The 20,798-nt window shown below is 58.5% G+C and carries 26 protein-coding genes; 14 read left to right on the plus strand and 12 right to left on the minus strand.

Annotation, left to right across the window (positions count from 1 at the left end; genetic code table 11):
• Positions 1-3: 3 nt before the first annotated feature.
• Together PWG15_RS34925 and PWG15_RS34930 are read left to right on the plus strand one after the other, a co-directional pair.
• Complete coding sequence (locus PWG15_RS34925; protein WP_275027997.1) at positions 4-792, plus strand: universal stress protein; 789 nt, start codon at positions 4-6, stop codon at positions 790-792.
• A 58-nt stretch (positions 793-850) separates the two neighbouring features.
• Positions 851-1,852: a hypothetical protein gene (locus PWG15_RS34930; protein WP_275027431.1), complete on the plus strand. Its 1,002-nt coding sequence runs from the start codon at positions 851-853 to the stop codon at positions 1,850-1,852.
• Here the strand turns inward: PWG15_RS34930 and PWG15_RS34935 are convergent.
• The 3 genes from PWG15_RS34935 to PWG15_RS34945 all read right to left on the minus strand — a co-directional run bounded on the left by PWG15_RS34935 (position 1,835) and on the right by PWG15_RS34945 (position 4,236).
• Positions 1,835-2,815, minus strand: coding sequence for a ribose-phosphate diphosphokinase (locus PWG15_RS34935; protein WP_275027432.1), 981 nt, complete (start codon positions 2,813-2,815; stop codon positions 1,835-1,837). The genes PWG15_RS34930 and PWG15_RS34935 overlap by 18 nt on opposite strands.
• An 82-nt stretch (positions 2,816-2,897) precedes the next feature.
• Positions 2,898-3,740: a helix-hairpin-helix domain-containing protein gene (locus PWG15_RS34940; RefSeq protein WP_275027434.1), complete on the minus strand. Its 843-nt coding sequence runs from the start codon at positions 3,738-3,740 to the stop codon at positions 2,898-2,900.
• A 76-nt stretch (positions 3,741-3,816) separates the two neighbouring features.
• Entirely contained in the window at positions 3,817-4,236 is a 420-nt protein-coding gene (locus PWG15_RS34945) for a DUF3775 domain-containing protein (protein ID WP_275027436.1), read from the minus strand.
• 108 nt (positions 4,237-4,344) lie between these two features.
• On the opposite strand from PWG15_RS34945, the gene PWG15_RS34950 reads away from it, so the two are divergent.
• Genes PWG15_RS34950 through PWG15_RS34960 form a run of 3 tightly spaced genes read left to right on the plus strand, consistent with a single transcriptional unit; the run spans position 4,345 to position 6,850 of the window.
• A complete protein-coding gene (locus PWG15_RS34950) occupies positions 4,345-4,509 on the plus strand; it encodes a hypothetical protein (protein WP_275027437.1) in 165 nt (54 codons plus the stop codon).
• Positions 4,510-4,519: 10 nt separating this feature from the next.
• Positions 4,520-6,061, plus strand: coding sequence for a bifunctional aminoglycoside phosphotransferase/ATP-binding protein (locus PWG15_RS34955; RefSeq protein WP_275027438.1), 1,542 nt, complete (start codon positions 4,520-4,522; stop codon positions 6,059-6,061).
• Between the two features lie 27 nt (positions 6,062-6,088).
• On the plus strand, positions 6,089-6,850 hold the full coding sequence (locus tag PWG15_RS34960) for a diacylglycerol kinase catalytic domain-containing protein (protein ID WP_275027439.1): 762 nt from the start codon (positions 6,089-6,091) through the stop codon (positions 6,848-6,850).
• 481 nt (positions 6,851-7,331) lie between these two features.
• Here the strand turns inward: PWG15_RS34960 and PWG15_RS34965 are convergent, their stop codons facing one another.
• From PWG15_RS34965 to PWG15_RS34980, 4 genes are all read right to left on the minus strand, one after another.
• The gene (locus PWG15_RS34965) at positions 7,332-7,637 is read right to left on the minus strand and encodes a c-type cytochrome (RefSeq protein ID WP_275027440.1); all 306 of its coding nucleotides are present in this window, start codon (positions 7,635-7,637) and stop codon (positions 7,332-7,334) included.
• A 33-nt stretch (positions 7,638-7,670) separates the two neighbouring features.
• On the minus strand, positions 7,671-8,069 hold the full coding sequence (locus PWG15_RS34970) for a hypothetical protein (protein WP_275027441.1): 399 nt from the start codon (positions 8,067-8,069) through the stop codon (positions 7,671-7,673).
• A 209-nt stretch (positions 8,070-8,278) separates the two neighbouring features.
• Positions 8,279-8,929 carry a thioredoxin domain-containing protein gene (locus PWG15_RS34975; protein WP_275027442.1) on the minus strand — a complete coding sequence of 217 codons (651 nt, stop codon included), beginning with the start codon at positions 8,927-8,929 and terminating at the stop codon, positions 8,279-8,281.
• Between the two features lie 5 nt (positions 8,930-8,934).
• On the minus strand, positions 8,935-9,411 hold the full coding sequence (locus PWG15_RS34980; RefSeq protein ID WP_275027443.1) for a hypothetical protein: 477 nt from the start codon (positions 9,409-9,411) through the stop codon (positions 8,935-8,937).
• Between the two features lie 138 nt (positions 9,412-9,549).
• On the opposite strand from PWG15_RS34980, the gene PWG15_RS34985 reads away from it, so the two are divergent.
• The 9 genes from PWG15_RS34985 (at position 9,550) to PWG15_RS35025 (ending at position 16,025) form a co-directional block, all read left to right on the plus strand.
• Entirely contained in the window at positions 9,550-10,119 is a 570-nt protein-coding gene (locus PWG15_RS34985) for a TetR/AcrR family transcriptional regulator (protein ID WP_275027445.1), read from the plus strand.
• 112 nt (positions 10,120-10,231) lie between these two features.
• A complete protein-coding gene (locus PWG15_RS34990) occupies positions 10,232-10,381 on the plus strand; it encodes a hypothetical protein (RefSeq protein WP_275027447.1) in 150 nt (49 codons plus the stop codon).
• 323 nt (positions 10,382-10,704) lie between these two features.
• Positions 10,705-10,935 (plus strand): ChaB family protein, encoded by a 231-nt coding sequence (locus PWG15_RS34995; protein WP_275027448.1) that lies wholly within the window; start codon positions 10,705-10,707, stop codon positions 10,933-10,935.
• A 5-nt stretch (positions 10,936-10,940) separates the two neighbouring features.
• Positions 10,941-11,282, plus strand: coding sequence for a DUF5335 family protein (locus tag PWG15_RS35000; RefSeq protein WP_275027449.1), 342 nt, complete (start codon positions 10,941-10,943; stop codon positions 11,280-11,282).
• Between the two features lie 74 nt (positions 11,283-11,356).
• A complete protein-coding gene (locus PWG15_RS35005; protein ID WP_275027451.1) occupies positions 11,357-12,340 on the plus strand; it encodes a zinc-dependent alcohol dehydrogenase family protein in 984 nt (327 codons plus the stop codon).
• A 53-nt stretch (positions 12,341-12,393) separates the two neighbouring features.
• Positions 12,394-13,038 (plus strand): phosphoribosyltransferase, encoded by a 645-nt coding sequence (locus PWG15_RS35010; RefSeq protein ID WP_342457078.1) that lies wholly within the window; start codon positions 12,394-12,396, stop codon positions 13,036-13,038.
• A gap of 412 nt (positions 13,039-13,450) precedes the next feature.
• The gene (locus PWG15_RS35015; protein WP_275027453.1) at positions 13,451-14,440 is read left to right on the plus strand and encodes an ABC transporter substrate-binding protein; all 990 of its coding nucleotides are present in this window, start codon (positions 13,451-13,453) and stop codon (positions 14,438-14,440) included.
• On the plus strand, positions 14,437-15,261 hold the full coding sequence (locus PWG15_RS35020; protein WP_275027454.1) for an ABC transporter ATP-binding protein: 825 nt from the start codon (positions 14,437-14,439) through the stop codon (positions 15,259-15,261). The genes PWG15_RS35015 and PWG15_RS35020 overlap by 4 nt, the downstream gene beginning before the upstream one ends.
• Positions 15,258-16,025, plus strand: coding sequence for an ABC transporter permease (locus tag PWG15_RS35025; protein ID WP_275027455.1), 768 nt, complete (start codon positions 15,258-15,260; stop codon positions 16,023-16,025). Before PWG15_RS35020 ends, PWG15_RS35025 begins: the two co-directional genes overlap by 4 nt.
• 54 nt (positions 16,026-16,079) lie before the next feature.
• On the opposite strand, the gene PWG15_RS35030 is transcribed toward PWG15_RS35025, so the two are convergent.
• The 5 genes from PWG15_RS35030 to PWG15_RS35050 all read right to left on the minus strand — a co-directional run bounded on the left by PWG15_RS35030 (position 16,080) and on the right by PWG15_RS35050 (position 20,695).
• The gene (locus tag PWG15_RS35030; RefSeq protein ID WP_275028000.1) at positions 16,080-17,807 is read right to left on the minus strand and encodes a chloride channel protein; all 1,728 of its coding nucleotides are present in this window, start codon (positions 17,805-17,807) and stop codon (positions 16,080-16,082) included.
• Between the two features lie 194 nt (positions 17,808-18,001).
• Complete coding sequence (locus tag PWG15_RS35035) at positions 18,002-18,793, minus strand: sulfite exporter TauE/SafE family protein (protein WP_275028002.1); 792 nt, start codon at positions 18,791-18,793, stop codon at positions 18,002-18,004.
• A gap of 95 nt (positions 18,794-18,888) precedes the next feature.
• Positions 18,889-19,323 (minus strand): YeeE/YedE family protein, encoded by a 435-nt coding sequence (locus PWG15_RS35040; protein WP_275027456.1) that lies wholly within the window; start codon positions 19,321-19,323, stop codon positions 18,889-18,891.
• Entirely contained in the window at positions 19,323-19,751 is a 429-nt protein-coding gene (locus PWG15_RS35045) for a YeeE/YedE family protein (RefSeq protein WP_275027458.1), read from the minus strand. Before PWG15_RS35045 ends, PWG15_RS35040 begins: the two co-directional genes overlap by 1 nt.
• 5 nt (positions 19,752-19,756) lie before the next feature.
• Entirely contained in the window at positions 19,757-20,695 is a 939-nt protein-coding gene (locus PWG15_RS35050; protein ID WP_275027460.1) for an MBL fold metallo-hydrolase, read from the minus strand.
• Positions 20,696-20,798: the final 103 nt, after the last annotated feature.

Raw genomic sequence — 20,798 nt, forward strand, 5'->3', positions numbered from 1 at the left:
ATAATGGTAAGCTTGAGCCTGCACGAAAGTGTTGCGCGGCAGCTAAGATTTGCGCGTGACGTGGCGTCGCGCTTCGAGGCGACCCTCATCGGGTTCGCAGCCGGCGACATTCGCATCATAACGGCGGCGCCCCCCGGCGTGGTCATGGACGATGAATTCATGCGCCTCGAAGCGATCGATATCGAACGCCGTCTGGAGATGCTCAGGCGAGAGTTCGAGGCTGAAGGCGGAGCCGTGGATCTGTTGCGGACAAGCGTTGGTGATCCTACGAAGGATCTCGCGACCGCTGCTCGATCGGCCGACCTGGTTATCGCAGGCATATCGCAAGTCGGAGGCGAACAGGTTGACATCGGTGAACTGATCCATTCGGCGGGCCGCCCAGTCCTTATCCCCAGAGCAGATCTTGAGCCGCTCGCAGCCCACAAGGTCGTCGTTGCCTGGAAGGATACGCGCGAGGCCCGGCGCGCCGTGGTCGATGCGATGCCGTTCCTCGTTCATGCCCGTGAGGTCCTTGTCGCATCAGTCGAAGATCAAGGAAAACAACGCGGCGTGGAAACAGTGAATGATGTTGTCCGCCACCTGATCCATCACGGTGCAAGAGCCCGGGGAGAGATCTTCAGCTGCGAAGCTCCTTCTGATGGCGAGACCCTCATCAATGTTACCAAGCAGTTTGGTGCGGATTTGATCGTTTCGGGAGCTTACGGCCACAGTCGCCTGCGCGAGTGGCTGGTGGGAGGTGTCACCCGATCACTGCTGCGTGAAACCTCTCTCCATCGCTTGATGTCGTCCTGAGCCAAACGCCAAGCGGTTCGCGCGAATTTTGACGGAAAGGCGGAAAACCGTGTGTTCGATGTCCGCTCTGGATGCGAAGATTCGCTTTCTCAGCGACCCGGGATCGTTTCCTGATCGTCCATCGAGGATCGAAGCCCGGGAGACCCATATGTCGTGGGTCTTCCTGGCGGATGATTGGGTGCTGAAGCTGAAGAAGCCGGTCACGACGTCCTTCCTTGACTTCAGCACGATTGACGCCCGCCACTTCTTCTGTTGCGAAGAAATTCGCCTCAATCGCCGGTTGGCCGAGGAAACCTATAGCGGGGTCAAGCCTCTGTATGCGAACTTTTCCGGCAACCTCACTTTTGAGAAAGTCGGAAGAGCTGTCGATTGGCTCGTTGAGATGAGGCGGCTCCCCGAAGCCCACATGCTGGATCAGCGCATACAGGCGCGTGACCTCGCACCGGCGGAGCTTATTGGCACGGCTGAGAAGCTTGTACGCTTCTACGCTGGCTGTCGGCCGGAGAGCGTCGATGGACACATGCGCCACCTCATGGATGAACTCGACATCACGCGAATGATCTTGCTGCGGCCGGAGTTCGATCTGGAGGCAGAAGGCGTTGCTGCCTTACTGGAAGGCATCGGTCGGGGATTGCAGGTGATGCGGTCAAAAATCGAGGAGCGAATAAAGAACGGGTGCCTGGTGGAAGGACATGGCGACTTGCGGCCCGAACACATCTGCCTCGTCAGGCCTCCCCAGATCATTGATTGCCTGGAATTCAACCGGTCGATGCGCCTCGTCGACCCATATGATGAGATCGGTTATCTTGCTCTCGAATGCGAGGTTTTGGGCTCGGGCTGGATCGGTCAATTGTTCCTCACGGCCCTGGAACGTACGCTCGGAAATCGCCCTTGTGATCGCCTGATGGGGGTCTTTGGCGGAATGCGTGCCTTGTTGCGGGCACGACTTTGTCTTGCCCATCTTCTTGAAACACCTGTGCGCGAACGTGAGAAGTGGCGGCCGCTCGCGCTCACCTACCTCAAGGTGGCAAGGGCTCGCTTGTCACTGGTCGTCTCCTGAGTGTGCGGCAAGCAGCGGGACGCCGGCATGCAGGCGGCGAATGGATTCGGCAAAAAGCGGTGCGCTGCTCACGACCTCCACACAGTAGCGCAGGAGGTCTTCCGATATATGGAATGGAGAAGCCGAGTCCGTCACGATCGTCCTGTCGATCGCGGGATGAGCCAGAACCGCCTCGCAGCCCCGGTCAAAGAGCGCATGGGTGGCGAGAGCATACACGGCATTTGCACCCCGCTGGCGGCAGGCTTCCGCTGCTCTGAGCATTGTTTTGCCCGTCCCCATCATGTCGTCCACAATAAAAACGTTCGCCCCTTCGACGTCACCTGCGAATAAGTGACCCGAGACGATCCCACCGCTGCGACGCTTTTCCATGAACGCAAGCTGAGCCTCATTACCGGACAAATGTTCGTAGTATTCCCGCAAGAGTTGCGCGCGTTTTATGCCGCCGGCGTCAGGTGATAATATCATCGTCCGCTCGGAGCCGGAGAGGTTTGCAATGGTCCCGCTGAAGAGTTTCCGAGTGTCGAGGTGAACCGTTACACAGCGGAAGGCGTTCTGAAATGCCGAAAGGTTGTGGACGTCCAAAGTCACGACCGTGTCGATACCCACCGCCTCGAACAGTTGTGCCACGTATCGTGTCGTCACCGGGTCGCGTGACTTGGTCTGTCTGTCTTTACGAGAGTAAGCGAGATAGGGCGCGACGGCGGTTACGCGCGCCGCGCCGTGTTCGCGGCACGTGGCTGCAAAAAAAAGCAATCTACACAGCTTATCATTCGCCGAACCTTCCGGCGAACCATTCAAGGTATGTATGATGAAAACGTCGTTGCCGCGCACGCTGACAAGCGGACGTGCCTTATGCTCCCCGCCTTCAAAGTCACGCTCTTCGTGCTCGGCAAGGGGGACCTCGAGTTCGTCAGCAATGGCTCTTCCAAGCGCCATCGTTCCGTTGAGAGCGAAAATCTTCATGAATGCTAGCATGATCCATGGTGTCGCGACACTCATTGACGACGGTCAAGGATCCAAAACTCTTGCGCGGAAAAGCTCGCGGTCATGCTGGCGCGATCGGCTCAGTCGGCTCGGCGTTGCGTTGCAACAGATCGCGTCGCACCACGCGTTTTCCCTCCGTCGACCCATGCGTGCTGGTCGTCACGATGCTCCGCCCCTCAGGCTCGTCGTCCCGTTGATGGTAAATGACCACCCAGTCTTTCGTTTTTCCCAGTTCATGGGCACGCCTGCTGTTGGAAAATAGAACGGTGAAATGCCAGTCTTCCACTTTGGAGTGCATGACAGGAAGCCAGGCTTCATGTGTCGGGTTGAAACGCCTGGGGGCTATCAGGCGTAGCGCGCCCGCAGCAGCCTTGTCTCTATAGGCACGGTCGACTTTGAGCAAGAGCGCAACAGGCGGTTGGCTCGATTTTTTCCAAAGGTAAGGCGTTGATCGCCGTGCGAGGCGCTCAGCCAGTGCGGAAGCGATCATTTGCTTTCGCCTGGGTCCGATGCCTTTCAGTGCGAAGTTGCCGAAATGGATGGCATTCTCCAAATCTTCCAGGGTCTCGAGCGTTCCTTCTTCCGCCAGCACGCCAGCCAGTCGCGGCCCAATTCCGGGAATGGTGCGAAAGAGCACCTCCGGTGCAAGTTCACCGCGCAGCCTTTCCAGTTGCCCCCAACGGCCGCTTCCGACCATTTCAATGATGGCGCCAGCGATTGCCTCTCCGACCGCAGGCAATGCTACGAGGGCTTCCCGGCCTCCTTCTGCGAGAATTGTGGCGATCGGCCGGTTGAGCGCGGCGACAACGTCGGAGGCACGGCGATAGGCACGGGGTCTGAAGTTGTCCTCTCCCTGTTCCTCGAGCAAACCTGCGTATTCACGCAGTTGCTGGGCGATCACCATGTTGTCCCTCCGTGCCTTATCCTGGGCGATCGGACCGGTCACTCTTGCCACGCCGTCCTCCTACTCGCATCGAGCGCTATAGGCGTCCCTTCTCGTACTCCTGGCAAGACTCTCCGAACGCAGCCATCGCCTCTTCCAGGTAATCCGGAAGAAGCGGTGTTCCGATCAAATAGGCGGCCGTGTGTTCATTGTGAGCGTCGGCGGCCTCTGCGCGAATTCGCTCCCAGTCGCCCACCGTGTCGTCTCCGCGGCCGAGCCAGCAAAGGGCGACGAGGTCGATCTGCTCGTCCTCGTTCATCGCGGAGATCGTGCTCTCCAGCTCGGATTCGACGGGATCATCCGGTCGGTCTTCAAGCACGGAGATCATATTGTCGTCTGTGGCATTAGAGGCAGGGTCAACGTCGGAAACAACATCCTTGGCGTCGAATTCGCGCGCCTTGATGATGAGATAGCAAACTGTATCGGGTGAGATCGACAGGTCCCAGGTTCTGGTCATCTGAATTCTCCAAGCTTGCCGAATGGCCCACTTTCGTCTTGTCACAGCGCTCAGTTCAGCGGCCAAACGTTCCTGTTCATAATCGCAGGCTTGCACCGGAGCGCTTTGATGATCGTCAAAGTGGCCAAGACGTTGGGAGGAATATCCCTCTTGGCCCTGAAGATTTCGCAGGAAGGATTGATCAGCGTCAACGCGACAAGGGCGGATGACGCGCATGATTACCAATGGAGTATAAGCGCGGTTCATCGCGGGCCGCCGCCATTCGCCACTTAAGCGAGGGAACATGCTCGTTCACGACCAGACCAGTGCCATAGCATTCTTGAGCGACCGGCATACGCACGGAAGCGATGAAATAGAACACATTGAGACTCATATTTCGCATGTTTTTCTCACCCGCGATCGCGCTTTCAAGATGAAGCGCGCCGTCAAGCTTCCGTACGTTGATTTTTCTACGCCGGAGCTGCGGCTGGAAGCCTGCAAACGCGAGGTTCGCCTGAATTCGGTCACGGCACCCGGTCTATACCTTGGCATCCGGACGATCTCGCGCGACTTGGCGGGAAATCTTCGATTTGGCGACGGCGAGCTTGTCGAGCCGGTTGTCGAGATGGTTCGCTTCGAGCAGGATGCACTGTTCGATCGGATGGCCACGCAGGGACGGCTGAACGCGAAGCTGCTGACCCAAGCGGCGCGCATGATTGCCCGTTACCACCAGAGCGCACCTGTCGTCCATCGCAGTTCAGGATCTGCAAACATTGGCGCAGTGCTCGCCATCAACAGAGCTGGTTTTGCCATCGGCCGCGTGTTCGAAGAAACCGAAGTCGCCACGATCACTCAGCTCTTCGAAGAAATGCTGAAAGAGAATGCGGCGCTTCTCGATGGCCGAGAGACCGCTGGAAAAGTCAGACTTTGCCATGGGGATCTGCACCTGCGCAACATATGTCTCATTGAGGGAGAACCTTGCCTATTCGATTGCATCGAGTTCAACGATCAGATTGCGACGATCGACACCCTCTATGATCTGGCATTCCTTTTAATGGACCTGTGGCACAGAGGATTTCCGCAATTTGCCAACCTGGTCATGAATCGCTACCTCGATGAAACGAATGATGACGACGGCTTTGTGCTTTTGCCATTCTTCATGGCCATAAGAGCGGCCGTCAGGGCCCACGTGATCGCCACTCAAGTTGCCGAGGGCCGAAACGCGGCTGATCTTACCTCTGAGGCACGTTCCTACTTTGAGTTGGCACGCACGCTCCTTGAAAAAGTTCAACCGCGTCTCATCGTGATCGGCGGCTTCAGCGGCTCAGGTAAGACGACCGTAGCCGATGCGCTGGCCGCCCGGGTTGGCGCCCCACCCGGCGCACGCATTATCGAGAGTGACCGCATTCGCAAGGCGTTGCACGGTGTTGCAGCTGAGGTGCATCTCGATGCGGATGCCTATCGGCCAGATGTCTCTGACAAGGTCTATTCCGAAATGGTTCGCCGCAGTTTGGCTATCACGAAGGCCGGCGGGTCTGTTGTCGCCGATGCCGTGTTCGATCGTCTGGAGAACCGCAGTCTTATCGAGGTTGCATCTGCGGCCGCAGGTAGCCGGTGCGAGGCCGTCTGGCTGCAAGCTGACGCGCAGGTCTTGCAGCAGCGTGTTTCGGGCAGGCACGAGGGGCCTTCCGATGCGGATCTGCGCGTTCTGGCCCGGCAGTTATCGTGTGGGCAAAAGCCACCTGCCTGGCGCTTGATCGATGCGCAACAGCCGGTTGGCGAGATCGTGGACGAGATCCTGGAGCCTGTAGAAGTGGGGCACCAATATCCCTGCCGTGTCAGTTGAAGACAGAATCCTGCTTATGGTTTGGCCATGAAGATCACATTTCTTGCCTCCCCGAGACCAGCTGCACAGGAGGCGCTGGAGCAATTCGTCTGCAGGTACGGTCAGAGTTCGGTTTCGGGTGCCGACTATGTCGTAGCCATAGGGGGCGATGGTACCGCTCTGAAAGCCCTTCATGCGCTGCTCGAAGGGCCGGCGAAGCCGGTCTTCCCAATGCGGACGCAGGGCTCGATCGGGTCTCTTTGCAATCCGTTGCAGTTGTCCGATCTCATGGACCGGATGATCAACGCCATCCCCGTTGATCTGCCGGTGCTGCAAGCCGATGTCGAACGATTGGGAGGCCAGCGAACGACTATCTTTGCAATCAACGAGATTGTGCTTACTCGACAGCGCCTGCAACAGGCGCGTTTCAAGCTGACTGTAGACGGAGGGAGCGCACCGGCGACGATTGCGGGCGATGGTTTGGCGCTGGTGACGCCACTCGGAAGCACGGGCTATAACCAATCGTTGGGCGGTCCGCGTCTGCCCCTTGGCTCTCATCTCCTCGCGTTGACCGGCATCGCGCTGACACCCCGGTTTCCGTGGCATCGCTCGGTCGTGCACGACCACATCATCCTAGAAATAGAGGTCGTCGAACCCGAGCATCATCCTGTTCAAGTCGAGACTGTCGTTGAAATCGTACCCGGAATCCGTCGGGCGCGCCTCAGTTGCAGCGGCCACTGCAAGGCCACTCTGCTCTTGGATCGGGAGGTATTGAATTCGCTGACGGCATTTCACGGCCAGATTTGCTGAACTGAGTGGGCGTTGGAAATGCGGCGTTGGCACCAGCCGGTACTGCCGTTAACACGATCGCCTGGAGCAGTTCCGTCCACCCGATAGCGCGCAGATCAAAGTTCAAAGTGGCTGGCTGACCTGGCATGGGAAAGTCGATTGGCAACGTCAAAGGGCTGGAGCATTTCGCTCGCGCCCTTGCTGGCGTCGTTGCTGTCACGAGCCTGATCGAAATCAATCCGCGCGCTTTCGCGGCCGACGTCAAGAAGCGCATCGCGGATGCCATGACCGACTCACTGTCGGCTAGCCCCGTCTTCGGCCACCGGTTTGCGCCAGAGTGGCGAGCGGAGAGCGCAGGCTGCTCGTCGCATTCGGGTCCTCTGCATCTCTGCATCTGCGTCGACGTTGGATCTGGATGGGCCGCGCTACACCGCCATCGTTTGCGACGAGCATTTGCCTGAGCGTCGGGACGCCCGCCTATCTCATCGTCAGGCTCACGGCCTCACGGTCGCTGTCCCTGCGACATGATGTAGGCGGTCAGATCAGCAATTTCTGTGCGCGTGAGTGAGAGATCCGGCATCCGTGAATGCTGCGGCGCCGACAGAAATGTCGACAAACGGGCAGTATCCAATTTTCCCGATTTTTTCATTTCGGAGAATGTCGGAACGTTGTCTGATCCACGTTGCTGTCCGGGAGCTGTCACGTGACATTCACTGCACCATCGATTGGCGATGGCGCGACCGCGCGCGAGATCGGCCGAGCCGCTTTGACCGCTGTGCAGCAACAAGAAGACGGCGGCAACCTGCAAAACCCTGGTTCGCTCCCATGGTAAGGCTGGCATTTACATCACCACCTGTGCAGCCATGTTTTCGACGAAACGTTTCTCGTCGTCGTGAAGACGTTTGGTCGTCTTCCGGATGGAGGCCGAGCCCATGTCTGCGAAGCGCGCTCCTCCATTGACATAGTCGAACAGCGCGTTCTGCCAGAAGGTGCACCATATGTCGAACAGATCGTTTTGGTGATCCGGCGATTGACAGTCTTCCAAAAGGCGTAAGTCGCTGTTGAGACGGTTTTCCAAGAACTTCAACGCCTCAATCTGATAGCGAAGGGCGGCCTCAATGGCCGTCGCCTGCAAATGCCCGAGCGGCCACAAGGAGCCCCTCACTTCGACCGAGGGAATTGCGGGTGAGGGAAAGAACCAAAAAGGCGTGCTTGATTGATGCGGATTTGTTCGTTGCATGGGCATCACTCCAGTTGCTGAAAGGACCCAGTCCTGGTGGCTGAACAGGACGCCAATACGGCCAGGAAACTACATCTGCAACTTATCGAAGCCCGCCATCTTCGTCCTTGATGCCGATCAAAGCTTCTTCATTTGGTGACGGCCGAAGGGGCTCATCGTTCCTTGATCGGCGTCAATCTCCGATGCCAGCCGTTAACTCGTACCTACACTCATTCGAGGCTCCGTGACGATGCCGTCGTGGTCAAGGTCCACGCCGTCGCGTCGGCTACCTCACTGCTGGCTCGAAACCGGTTGGCGAGCGCAAGAACCTCGTCCCCGCTCCAATGGTCGTCAACGTGCTCGCCATATTTGCAGGCAAGGATGCGGCCGTCGGGCGCAACGAGGAAATCCGCCGGCAACCCGAAACGGCCGCCTTCAGGTGCCAGCGGTGGTAATGGCTTGCGCCCGAGCAAAGCCCGCGGCAATGCGACCAGAACGGCTCGGAGAATCGTGCCCCAGGCTCTGCGGTCGCTTAAGGCACGCGGATCCGTCTCCACGCCGAAGGCGCGGTAAATCTGCTTGTCGGAATCGGCAACCAAATCGAAGGGCAAATCATCGACGTGACGCAGCAGCATCTCCTTTCCCGAATGGAACAGGATCAATTCGCGTACGACTTGCTCCATCTCGCGGCGACGGCGGACAAAGCCGCGCAAGTGAAGGCTGCAGACCGGGCAGCCTGCGAAGCGGCGGAACTGGATGTGCGTCGCCCGCGGATCGAAGGCTATGTCCACGATGCCACCGTGCACTGTGGCGAACATCTTGAGTGGAACCGGGATTCCGACGGTGAGACGCCGACCCGACGCGTGGGGATGCGAGGTCATCTGCCTTACCTCCGGAGCATGCGGACGGTCATGACCGTTGCCAGAACGGAGAGCGGGAACTGGGCAATTCCGGTTATCTCGAAGAACAGGTCGTTCGGCTCTTCGTAGGGCGGGTTCGGGAAGATCGCGCGGAAGGTGTCGCCACTGACGATCAGGTAGGCAATGTTCTTGACGACGTGGTTGTAGCCGCCCTCGACATAACCGACGAGAATGATGGGCACGGCCAAGACCACTATGGCGCCGGCCCATGTAAAGAGGCGGGCTGAGCGACCCGTCGGCGCATACCAACCCGCAGACAGTAGCATTGCGACGAGGGCCGCCACGGGCAAAATGAAATAAAGTACATGCAGCCGCCAAGGTGTATCTAAAATCGCGGCGCCGTAGGCGTGATGGATCGAGGTGAGGGCGAGCAGCAGAAGCGCCGAGATCCCCGCCCTAAGGTGGGTGTTGGCTGCTGAGGGGCTTGGCACGAATCCGGTCATCGTTTGGGTCTCCTGGGTTGACTGGAAGACCGCGGAGTATCACCTTGCCGAACACGTTGTTCGGAAATTGCCGGACAACTGGGAGGCCGAGTCCGGAAACGAACAGGGCCTCGGCGGAGTCCGGGAAAAGGAACTGGTATGGCGATCGACCGCAGGGTGATGCGAACCCGCACGGCACTTTATGATGCGCTGGTGTCACTGATCCGACGCAAGGACTATGCGCTGATCACGGTCGAGGACATCCTTGCCGAGGCCAATGTCGGCCGCTCGACCTTCTATGCGCATTTCACCTCCAAGGACAACCTGCTCGAGCGCAGTCTGGATAGGCTGAGGGCGCTACTTGTCTCTGTCCAGGAGCCCGACGCCGAGGAAGGTTGGGACCTAGCGCGGGCGCTGTTCGAACATGTCGGCGAATATGCCGACGTTCAGGCAGCCCTTTCCGGTGGTCATGGCGGGGCGGTGCTGCGCGGGGCCGTGGACAAGGTGTTGGCCGATGTGCTGCGCGGGTCTATCAGTGGCGATGAACTTGGTGAACTGCCGAGGGAACTGGTCATCCAGCAGGTGGTCGCGACCTTCAATACGACCTTGCGCTGGTGGCTGGAGACGCGGCCGGAGATGCCTGCGGGCGAGGCCGATCGGCTGTTCCGACGGCTGCTGTGCGGCGGAATTCCGCAAAGCGGTGCCTTGCCATTCATTGCGGCTGCTTAGAATTGCCTTGGCACCATCCTTCCAAATATGTTTCTCAGATGTGCAGACGAGATTGACGACGGCATGTGTACGATGCCGAAAGAGGAGCCTGATATCGCAGGCCGAAAGACGGATGGACTGCCATGATGGAAAAGACAGCGCCTGCGTGCTCTCGGACATGGGTGTCTTCGACAATCAGAACCAGTGGGCGGAAGCGAAATGCCAAACCAGCGCTACCGAAGTTGCCGATCTGGATAATGCGGGCGGTGAGCGTGTCGCCTGACCCCGGGGTGGTGCCCCACGGTGAAGAATTACATAACATATACAATTAAATAGCGGTTCCCGGTTTCATCCTCTCCAGCGCGGCAGCGGTAATGGTGCCCGGAGGGGAGCTTTGCGGACGCGGGGATGTGTTTGCATTGCCAGGCGGCCCTATTTAGGTCAGGCGATTTGATCGCCGACAATGCCAAGCCCCCTGAGATGGGTTAGGTTTGTGCCAAATCGATGGCGCGTTGAGCGATTGTCGAGCCGAGCGCGTGAGTTTGAGGAGCCGTCTGAGAAACTGAAGCGGCATTTTCCCCGCGAATCGCTGGTAGAGTGATACCAATGCCCTATGCTTCCAATATCGACCTGCCGGCATCCCTGAGGCGCATCTTACCGGGCCGTGCACTGGATATTTATCGCGAGGCATTCAATCACGCATTTGTCTCTCACCAACACGATCCGCGCCAGGAACAGACTTCGCATCGAATAGCCTGGGGCGCCGTGAAGCGGCGATATGTAAAGGTCGGGGGTGGCTGGCTTGAGCGTACCCCGGTCATCGACCAAAAGGAGTGATGAACATGAGCAGTCGCATCTTGGATCGATCCGAGTGGCATTTCTTTTTTGATAGCATTGCAAAGGCCCTTCGAGGAAAGCGGGTGCAAGTCGAAATTACCGGCCTGCGACTGGGTGACCAGATACAGACGAAATCTGTCCCGTTGGTCGGCATCACCTTCGATCCCAAGGGCGACCTGCTGGAGATTGCTATGGAGGGATTGGATCATCTCATTCACAAGCCCTCAAGCATTGCAATCCGCGAAGAGGTTGATGGGCTCAGTGGTCTGGAAATCGTGGATTCAGAAGAGCACCGCCAGATTGTCACCCTTACGAGCCCGCTTATGCTTTCCGCGCCACGGGACTGAGCAGGAAGATACGACCTTGCCCCGGAATGTGGCCAGGAGGTCTTGGCCTGACTTGAATTCAGTTGAGGTGCGTGATGAAGGCGATGGTACTTGAAAAGCCTGGGACATCCCTGGTTCTGAAGACCCTTGCCGACCCGTGCCTAGGCCCCGGCGAAATCCGAATACGCGTGGAAGCCTGCGCCGTCTGTCGCACCGACCTCCACGTTGTCGACGGAGACCTCGATCATCCGAAACTCCCCCTGATACCTGGCCATGAAATCGTCGGGGTCGTCGAAACCGTCGGCGAGAATGTCGATCGAACTCTTGTTGGAAGCCGTGTTGGCGTGCCGTGGCTGGGCCTCACCTGCGGCCATTGCTCCTATTGCCGTGCCGGCCAGGAGAACCTGTGCGACAAGCCGCTGTTCACGGGGTTTACCCGCGATGGCGGGTTTGCCACCCACGTCGTCGCCGACCAACGATTTTCCTTCAAGCTTGAGTACGCGGACGATCCGGTGGCTGTCGCGCCGCTTCTTTGCGCCGGCCTTATTGGCTGGAGGTCGCTCAAAAAGACAGGTAATGCAAAGCGCCTCGGCCTTTTTGGCTTTGGCGCCGCTGCCCACATCATTACCCAGATCGCGACATGGCAAGGGCGCGAAATCTATGCCTTCACCCGACCCGGCGACGTTTCGGCACAGCGTTTCGCAATCAGTCTCGGCGCAAACTGGGCCGGTGGTTCGGACGAGACCCTTGAAGGGGTACTTGACGCCGCCATCATCTTTGCGCCAGCGGGCGAGCTCGTGCCGACGGCGCTGCGCGCAGTGCGCAAGGGAGGGCGCGTCGTGTGTGGCGGCATACATATGAGCGATATTCCTCAGATGTCCTATTCCCTTCTCTGGGGTGAACGCGAAGTCGTTTCGGTCGCAAACTTGACTCGGGCAGATGCCTTCGAGTTCTTTCCCGTCGCTGCAAGAGCTCGGGTGAAGACCCACACGGTCGTCTATCCCCTCGAAAGAGCCAACCAAGCTCTCGAGGATCTTCGCCACGGCAGAATGAACGGGGCAGCCGTCCTCGTTCCGTAAATCTGAATGAGGAGCCGGTAAGACTGTCCGCCGTGAACATCGCTGGAGTGTAAATGATGCGCTTTTCTGATCGATCCGAGGCAGGGAGGCAGCTCGCTCGGGCTCTTGAGCACTATCGCGGCCACGATGTCGTGGTGCTTGGTCTGGTTCGCGGGGGCTTGCCGGTCGCCGCTGAGGTTGCAACCCATCTTCAAGCGCCTCTCGACGTGATGCTGGTCCGCAAGATTGGCGTTCCATGGCACCAGGAACTCGCGATGGGGGCAGTCGTTGACGGGAACAAGCCAATTGTTGTGCGGGAGGAAGAGGTCATCGCCCTGGCACGAGTGACGGAAGCGCAGTTCGACGCCGCTTGCGAGCGAGAAATCGCCGAAATCGAGCGTCGCAAAGAAGTGTATTTCGCTGGTCGCGCTCCCATCAATATTGCGAACCGCATCGCGATCGTCGTTGACGACGGCATAGCCACCGGAGCGACGATCCGGGCAGCGATCGAAGGCATCAGCAAACGCCAGCCTGCAAGAATAGTCGTCGCGATGCCAGTGGCTTCCCCGGAAGCGCTTGCGTCGCTGCAACGAAAAGTCGACGAAGTTTGTTGCCTGGTTTCCCCACAACCGATGCACTCCGTTGGTTCTTTCTATCAGGAATTTCCGCAACTGAGCGACGACGACGTCATGCGTGTTCTTGCCGCCCACAGCGACTAGGTTAAAACGCGAACCGTTTGTCGGTCGTCGTCTCAATTACCCCACCCTTGCCGGCACGCTTCGTTGCTTGAAGCCAAGTCGTTTGTACAAATACGGATCAATCGAGCCTTCCATTCTTCTGCATCAGATATTTCGACGCGGAGATCTGGCATGTCCGATATGCCTTGGCGAGGATCGCGTGACGCGAACTGGTGCCGCAAGGCTGGTCCCGATGTTGGCCAAGCGATTTGCAGAAGAGTGTATGTTGCGCAGGATCAATGCCGAACCTTGCAAAGCGGGCAATATGACAGGGATGGCGCACCGCAGATCCCGTTTTGCGGCACGAAGGTACGTGCCATCGTGAGATATCGACGGGCGAGGGAAGGGGCTCGACAGGATAAACTATCTCCCTTTTTCGAGGCAGGATCATCAGATGGTTATCGGGCGGCTGCAACGAAGACATATTCTCGCAATGGCAATCGCAGCAGGGCTGTGCGTTGCTGAAACCACAGTAAGCCTCGCCACGAAAGTAACCATTCGCATCGGCCATTTCCCAAACATTACTCATGTTCAGGCGCTGGTGGCCAGAAGCTTTGAACATCGCGGACGAAGCTGGTTCGCCGATCGGTTGGGGCCAGGCGTCGTTATCGAATGGTATGCCTACAACGCCGGCCCGAGCGCCATGGAGGCAATCTTTGCCGGCAGTCTAGATCTTGCTTACGTCGGACCGAACCCGGCAATCAATGCCTATGCACGTTCTGCTGGAGCCGAGATTCGGATCGTGGCTGGCGCCGTGAACGGCGGCTCTGCACTGGTCGTGCAACCGGGAGAAAGGCTTGCCACACCGACGGATTTCCGCGGGAGACGGATCGGGACACCTCAATTCGGAAATACTCAGGACGTCGCGGCCCGAGCTTGGCTGCGAGACGGCGGCCTGCGAATTACGCAGGCCGGCGGGGACGCCTACGTGGTGCCGACTTCAAACCCGGAGCAGTTGTCTCTCTTCAAAACCCGACAACTCGATGCTGTGTGGACTGTGGAGCCCTGGGTTTCACGCCTCGAGCTGGAAGCGGCCGGCAAGGTGCTGATTGAGGAAAGGCAGGCGGTCACGACGGTGCTCGTCTCAAGGGTTGGGTTTCTTGAGCAACATCGCGATCTCGTGCATCGATTTGTCCAGGCGCACCGCGAACTCGGAGAATGGATTAGCCGCCATCGCCAGGAAGCCCAGGCTATGGTCCGCGAAGAACTGAAAGCGGATTTTCGGGTGACGATGTCCCCGGATCTTGTATCTCGGGCATGGCCGCGCATGTCGGTTACCAGCGATATCGCGCTTTCCGCTTTGCAGGAATACGTGGCAAAAGCACAACGCGTTGGCTTCCTGGCTGCAGTGCCGGATCTTTCTCACTTGGTCGAACAGCCATGATCAATCGCGCGCCTTTTGTTGGAGCAGCCACGCAGCATTGCAGTCTCGCGACGAGCAAGCTCGATGTTCAAACGGTCTCGAAATGGTTTCGAACGTCTCGGGCCAACGTGCACGCGCTAGCCGACGTATCGATGCAGGTTGCCGCCGGTCAGATCGTTTGCGTCGTTGGCCCAAGCGGCTGCGGCAAGTCGACGCTTCTCGACATCATCGCCGGTCTGACGCAACCAGATGCCGGTCACGTGTTTGCGGACGGTCAGGAGGTCGCAGGTCCCGGCCGAGAGCGGTTGGTCGTGTTTCAGGAACCTTCCCTTTTTCCGTGGCTGAACGTGTTTGGCAACGTGATGTTCGGCCTGAGGCTTTGCCCAGAGCTTCGTGGTGACGAGCGCCGGGACATCGCACATAACTACCTATCGCTGGTAGGACTGGAAAAGTTTGAAAAGGCGCACGTCCACGAATTGTCGGGTGGCATGAAGCAGCGCGTCGCGCTTGCGCGTGCATTGGCGCCGGATCCGCAAGTGCTCTTGATGGACGAGCCATTTGGCGCGCTCGACGCAATGACGCGGGAGCACCTTTACGACGACGTCCAGAAGATCTGGGCTGACAGTCGTAAGACGGTGGTATTCGTGACGCACAACATGCGCGAAGCAACGTGCCTGGGCGATCGCATTTTACTGATGTCGAGTGCCCCCGGAACAATCGTGCGAAGTTTTGACATCCCGCTGTCGCGCCCTCGCAGCATATACAATGCCGAGTTGGTGGCTCACGCGGCAGCGGTTGCCGATGCGCTCCGCGGCACGATAGGAGGCGGCGAACCGGAATGAGGCGAACAGCGGTCGTTACGGCATTCTTCGCCGGGCTGCTCCTGATTTGGGAGCTGGCCGCCGATACTGGCTGGTGGTCGCCAGTCCTTTTCCCTTCGGCTGTGAGCGTTGCCCGGTATCTTTGGGGCGCAATGAACGACGGTACGCTTCTTGAAGCAATCCGCGTTACGCTCCAACGGCTGCTGCTTGGGTACGTGATCGGGGCGGCGATTGGTCTCCCGCTCGGCGTTCTTACAAGTTCGTCGAAGATCATGGAGGACACGCTTGGTTCATTGGCACTTGGCCTGCAGACCTTGCCGAGCGTGTGCTGGGTGCCCTTCGCCGTGCTGTGGTTCGGGCAAACCGAGAGTGCGATGCTGTTCGTCGTCGTGATGGGTACAGTCTGGTCGGTGATAATTGCGACCAACCACGGAGCTCGAACCATCCCGCCGATCTATTCAAAGGCCGCACGGACCATGGGATCCAAGGGATTACACTTGTGGATGACGGTCATGCTGCCGGCCTCCTTGCCCTTTCTCGTCAGCGGCATGAAGCAGGGTTGGGCCTTCGCATGGCGCTCGTTGATGGCTGCCGAGATCTTCGTGACTATCCTGACCGGTTTCGGACTCGGCCAGTTGCTTCACTATGGGCGTGAGCTGAATGCAATGGATCAGGTGATCGGCGCCATGATGGTGATCGTCTTGATCGGTCTGCTTGCGGATCGAATTCTGTTTGCGCCCTGGGAACGTTTCCTGCATCACAGGTGGGGTATGGATGGCGGATGAAGTTGTTCCATCCTTGCGACCTGACGCTTTGGATCGTGCGTGAGCCCCCTTCTTTTAGAGCTCGCCGGAGATTTCCCTTCTGTTTCGGTCAAGTTCCTCACTATAGCGCCTTAAGGTATGGCTCTCCGTCAGCATACCGAGCACCCGTTGCTCAACCAGGTCGCTGACAACTGCAAGCGCTTCACTTTCGCTTTGGTCGAAGATCGCGACCGCCTGCCTGGCATTCATGGTGGGAAGCAGAACGTCTTTCTTGAATTGCGCGAACGTTCGGATCTGTGCGGCCTCATTCTCTCCTTCGACAAGATTGGAATGGACATCCGCGACGAGTGCGAGCCCGGCATACTTTCCGTTCTGGTCGACCAGGGCGACCCGCTGGGTCGAACCGATCGGAAACGTGTTCCTGAAATCACGCACGGGCATGTCCGCGTTTGCCGTGCGGACATCCGCTCGCATGAGCTTGTCGACCGTAAGATTGCGGATCCAGCCGACGTCTTGGGCGCTACGGATTGTCTCGCCGCGCAAGTGGAAGCGCCAGGTGGCGAACGAATAACCGAACAGCGTCCTGACGATAAAGGACGATGTGATAACCGAGGCGAGCACCAGAACGGTCATTGGAAAATCTCCGGTGACCTCAAGTGCAAGGAAAGTCATTGTCAACGGGCCGCCGATGACGGCGACCGCAAGTGAACTCATTCCGACGACGGCATAGCTTGCAGGAGCAAGAGTCGCCGAGTTCAAATAGGGGGCCCAAAAAGCAAAGAGCTTGCCAAGCAACGCGCCCATGAAAAGCGAGGAGAAGAAAAGCCCGCCGCGAAAGCCTGAGCCGATTGAAACGGCCGAGGCAATCGCCTTTAGCAAGAACAGCACCAGAAGGCTGGTAATCGCGACGTCGGTTTCAAGGTTGAGATGAAGCGCTCCGTGGCCTCCCGACAGAACCTGCGGATTTGCCAGGGCCAGCAAACCTACGATCATTCCGCCGATCGTCGGCCTGGCGAAGCCCGGTAGCGCACTCCTGCGCGCTGTTTCCTCCACGAAAGCAACCCCTTGCATGACTAGAATGCCAACGCCACCGCAGATGGCGCCGAGCAGGAGGGCCGGTACGTAGTCCGCCGGCACTACGTTGCCGACGCTGCCCACGTCAATGCCGGCATCGCTTGCAGTCAACAAGCGCGCAACAAGGTTGGCGCTCAGTGCTGACGCCACCACGGGGGTCAAGGAGATGATCGTGTAGGCGCCGATGATCAGTTCGAACGCGTAAAAGGCGCCGGTCAAAGGCGCATTGAATGCAGCGGCGATCGCTCCGGCAGCTCCGCAGCCCACTAGAATTCGCATGTCCGAACGGCGCAGTTTCAGCCTGCTGCCGAATTTGGATGCTATTCCCGAGGCAACCTGGGTGTAACCCGCTTCGAGGCCAACTGAAGCTCCGAAACCGTTCGAGACAAGGTTCTGTAGTGCGACGATGAGGCTGTCCGTCAACGAAAGGCGGCCGCCATGAAGAGCGTTGGCTTCGATCGGATCAACAAGAGGGCGCTTCCGCCATCTTGCGAGTAGAAGCAGGATGGTTCCAAGTAGTATGCCGCCAGCAATCGGAGCGACGAGCACGAGGATCTTCTCGTCGACGGCTGCGCCACTCAACCGCTCTCCCGCCTCCAGCCCGAAGATCAGCGAGTGCATCATTCTGGCGATGAACGTCATAATCGCCACGCAGAGCCCAGCTGCAATTCCCGCCAGCGTTCCTGCAAGGACGAGACCCAGCTCCGTCCGGCGCGGCAGCCTGCGCATCAATTCCACACTCAGGAACCGGTAAAGCACCGATGGTCGAAGCTTGCGCAAGCGCTTGATGGGGCTAGGAATTCGGGCCGGGTCCTGAGCCATTGTTCTTTCCGGTTGTCGGCTGACGTTTTCGGACACCCTTAGGGCGCCTGGTAAGGCAAGGGATTTAACCCGCTGCCGCAGCTTGTCAAACTCATTCGAGGTCAGGCCGCGGCAATCTGGGTGAAGCCTCGATAAATCATGTATCCGGCCACAGTGAAGATCATGAAGGCGAATATGGTGTTCAACGCACCCTTGCGTGCTGCAAGTCTGGTGGCAATGGCCGCTCCGATCGTGCCACCGACAACACCGCCGGCGATGAAGACTCCCGCAAGCCTCCAATCGACTAGGCCTGACATGGCATAGTTCACAGTCGTTGTCAGGCCGAAGGCAGTCACCGCCACGAGCGATGAGCCAACCGCGAAAAGGATGGGCATATCCGTGGAAGCCATCAATCCGGGCACGATCAGGAACCCACCACCGATGCCGAAAAACCCGGAGAAGATGCCCGTGAGCCCACCAAACGCAATGACTTTCGGCGCGTTTTCACGCGAGCAATGCGCACCTGGATCGCCCTGAACCGCACGGCCCTTGAGCATTAGCGCGCCGACCAGCACCATGAGAAAGGCAAATGCCAACAGCAGATGTTGTCCGTCCATGAGCTTTCCCATGGTCGAGCCAAGATAAGCTCCAGCAATCCCGGCGAGACTGTAGATGCTGGCACAGCGCCATTTGACATGACCGAGGCGCGCATGACCAATCAGATTGGCAAGGGCGTTGGCGGCAACCGCAAAGGCGCTGGTGCCGATCGCCAGGTGCGGGTTCGCAACTCCAACCACATAGGCCATCAGCGGGACGGCAAGAATGGAGCCGCCGCCGCCGAACAGGCCGAGGGCCAGTCCGACAAGCCCTCCGGAAAAAGCGCCGAGCGCATACTGTATTGGTTCGAGTGTCATCTCATGGACTCTGGTGGAATTCGCCGTGGTCAGCCGGCTTTTTGAACTGCGCTGCCGTTGTGCTTCTTGGAATGGCGATCTACCAATCGATCCGATTATCGCGACGCAAGTGCCGGACGCGCCAATACAAAGCGATAAGTGATCATCCCCGTGAGCATAGCGCCCACAAAAAGACCCGCTTGCCATCGGCCCGTCGTCAAAGCGGCGATTGCAGGACCGGGGCAGAGCCCGACCAAACCCCAGCCGACTCCGAAAAGCACGGCGCCGGCAACAAGGCGGGCATCCGGCCCTGTCCCCGGGGGCACATGGAACTGATCGTCGAAGAGCGGAGCTTGCCATCTATTGCGGACAATGTAGGCAAGCGTTGAAGGTATGAGTGCGCCACCCATGACGAAGGCGAGCGACGGGTCCCAGTCGCCAGCAACATCGAGAAAAGCACGCACGCGCGCGGGATTGATCATGTCGGAGACGACAAGCCCGGCACCAAAGAGCAGGCCGCAGACGATGGCCGAAGCTACTTTTGTGAACATCAGATGGCTCCCGCGAAAAGACGCATTGCGAAAACGGTGAGCGCTGCAACCGTCATGAACGTCAATGTCGCAACGATCGAGCGCGGTGAAAGTCGCGCCAGGCCGCAGACGCCATGGCCACTGGTGCAGCCTGAGCCGAGACGGGTTCCAAAGCCGACCAGGAGGCCGCCGATGAGGAGGAGAGGCAAGGACGACGTCACTTCTATCTCTGGTTGGCGGAGGAAGGTAGACGCGGCAAAGGCGCCGCCGAGGACCCCTCCGAGAAATCCCAGGCCGAGCTTGCTGATGCCAGTTCCCGTCAGGCCTGCAGCTGCCGCGACAAGTCCAGAAATCCCGGCAATTCGACCGGTTGTCAGCAGATAAAATCCGGCCGATAGACCGATGAGAAGGCCGCCGGACAGCGGCCACAAGAAGTTGATTTCGCTCATTTCTTTCACAAAACGTTCAATGGAATTTTGAGGTATCGCACACCGTTGTCTTCTGGCGGCGGAAGCTGGCCTGCCCGCATATTGACCTGCACCGAAGGCAAAGTGAGCTTGGGCATTGGAAGCGTCGCATCGCGCTCGCTGCGCATTTTGAAAAATTCATCCTCGCTGACACCGTCATGCACATGGATGTTGCCAGACCGTTGGGCGCCAACTGTCGTCTCCCATGCGTAGTGATCGCGATCAGGCGCCTTGTAATCGTGGCAGAGATACATGCGAGCCTCGTTGGGGAGCTCCATAAGGCGCCTTATCGACCGGTAAAGCTGCCGTGCGTCGCCGCCGGGGAAGTCGCAGCGCGCCGTTCCATAGTCCGGCATGAACAGCGTATCTCCCGGAAAGATTGCGTCGCCGACCACATAGGCGAGGCAAGCTGGTGTATGACCAGGTACGTGCAACACCGTCGCATCCAGCGCGCCAATCTTGAAGCGATCACCATCGTTGAAGAGGTGGTCGAATTGGCTGCCGTCTCGCTGAAACTCTGTGCCGGCGTTGAAGATCTTGCCAAACACTTCCTGGACGCGAACGATCTCGTGCCCGATGGCAAGCCGTCCGCCAACTTCGGCTTGGAGTAGGGGAGCAGCCGAGAGATGGTCAGCGTGCGCATGTGTTTCCAGCAACCAGCGAACGGCAAGACTTTCAGACTTTACGTAATCAATGACAGGTCCGGTCGAATTGCCCGATGTGCGGCCGGAGGCGGCATCGTAGTCAAGCACGCTGTCGATGATCGCGCAGGCATTCGATTGCGGGTCGCGCACGACATGGCTCACCGTAAAGGTTTGCGGGTCGAAGAACGACTTCACAACGGGGCGTCTGGCTGTGTCCTGAAGTGCGTGCTCAATGAGCGCGCGGGCGTATTCCAAGGGGTCGTCGATAATGGAGCCGATCATGTGGTTTTGGTCCTCTGCGGATTCCTCAATATATCTATATTTACATTAATTATGCAAGTATGTATTAGTTGGATTCGGAATCAAGTTCGGCCTAAAAAGGGTG

It is taken from the genome of Ensifer adhaerens (assembly GCF_028993555.1).
GTDB classification, from domain to species: Bacteria; Pseudomonadota; Alphaproteobacteria; order Rhizobiales; family Rhizobiaceae; genus Ensifer; species Ensifer adhaerens_I.